This window comes from Pseudomonas sp. TSO6, assembly GCF_056098905.1.
Window position 1 is genome coordinate 1 of record NZ_JBLZWV010000080.1, and the last position, 1,196, is coordinate 1,196.

General features: G+C 60.0%; 1 protein-coding gene. It reads right to left on the reverse strand.

Annotated features, from left to right (window positions below):
* A partial coding sequence (locus tag ACN6NG_RS29850) for an immunoglobulin-like domain-containing protein (RefSeq protein ID WP_474317511.1) occupies positions 1–1,196 on the reverse strand: 1,196 nt, incomplete at both ends.

Sequence of the window (1,196 nt, forward strand, 5' to 3'; positions counted from 1 at the left end):
TCACCGCCCAGCTGCAGGTTCTCGAAGGCAGCGCCGGTGGCGTCTACCGCCGACTTGATGCCCAAGGTGATTTCGCCGGCATCCTGGTAGACGTCATCGCCCTGTGCAGCGTGCTCGTAAGGGGCGCTGGTTTCGCCCGCTTTGATGGTAACTGTGGCGTTGTTGCTCAGGGTCACGACCAGGTCGTGGGCCAGGGCGGTGTTGATGTGCACGGTGAAGGTCGGTTTGACGTTCTCGGCAACCGATACCTGGTCAGCGGTGATGGTGACCTTGACGATGTCACCTTCGTTGCCCGGCGTGCCTGGCTCGTCGGTAACCTGGGTACTGACCGGGGTCTTGTCCAGATTCAGGTTTTCGAATTTCCACGCATCCGCGCCGCTGACGGCGTCGATAGCGTTAATTACCGGCTGGTTAGCGCCAACATAGACGTTATCCGGCGCAGTTGCAGTGGCCGAGCCAGTGGTGCTGTTGGCAGCCACAACAACCGTCGTGCCATCGGTCAGCTTGAAGTACAGCTCCGAATGGTTGTTGATCGGCAGACCGTCTTTGTTGGTCAGCGTGATGGTGTAGGTGATCTCGCCGCCTTCGGTGACCGAAGGCGTCGCAGTCAGCTTGGCCACCACTTCGTCGATGGTGTCGGTCACCTTGACCGAAGCATCACCGCCCAGCTGCAGGTTCTCGAAGGCAGCGCCGGTGGCGTCTACCGCCGACTTGATGCCCAAGGTGATTTCGCCGGCATCCTGGTAGACGTCATCGCCCTGTGCAGCGTGCTCGTAAGGGGCGCTGGTTTCGCCCGCTTTGATGGTAACTGTGGCGTTGTTGCTCAGGGTCACGACCAGGTCGTGGGCCAGGGCGGTGTTGATGTGCACGGTGAAGGTCGGTTTGACGTTCTCGGCAACCGATACCTGGTCAGCGGTGATGGTGACCTTGACGATGTCACCTTCGTTGCCCGGCGTGCCTGGCTCGTCGGTAACCTGGGTACTGACCGGGGTCTTGTCCAGATTCAGGTTTTCGAATTTCCACGCATCCGCGCCGCTGACGGCGTCGATAGCGTTAATTACCGGCTGGTTAGCGCCAACATAGACGTTATCCGGCGCAGTTGCAGTGGCCGAGCCAGTGGTGCTGTTGGCAGCCACAACAACCGTCGTGCCATCGGTCAGCTTGAAGTACAGCTCCGAATGGTTGTTGATCGGCAG